The 404-nt window shown below is 29.2% G+C and carries 1 pseudogene; it reads left to right on the top strand.

The features are described from left to right. Positions 1-404 (top strand): annotated as a pseudogene (locus KVT37_RS31925) (RNA methyltransferase); the annotation flags it as partial.

Raw genomic sequence — 404 nt, 5'->3', positions numbered from 1 at the left:
CATTCATGGTAGAAAAAGTATTGGTATTGATTCTAATCCAATTGCAGCTTTAGTGTCTAGAGTGAAAACTACTGCTTTAAGTGTTGATGAATTACAAAGGATAAAAGAAATTAGTCAGAAACTGAAAAGTATTGAGAAAGTTGAAGAAAAAGAAGTACCCAATGTCCCTAATATAGATCATTGGTTTCAACAAAATATGATTAAGGAATTGGCTTGGTTAAAAGATTTTATATCTCAAGAAAAATCAGTAAAAGTTCAAGATTTTCTTAAAGTGATTTTTAGTAGCATAATTGTCTCGGTTAGTAATCAAGAAAGTGATACTAGATATGCTGCAAAGCAGAAGAATTTACCGGATGGATATGCGTTTAAAAGATTTATTTCTAAATTAAGTTCTTCGATTAAAT

It is taken from the genome of Mesorhizobium sp. GbtcB19, assembly GCF_019091085.1.
Classification (GTDB): domain Bacteria; phylum Pseudomonadota; class Alphaproteobacteria; order Rhizobiales; family Rhizobiaceae; genus Mesorhizobium.
The sequence above is the reverse complement of the archived record's forward strand: the minus strand, read 5'-3'. Positions and strand labels throughout refer to the sequence as shown.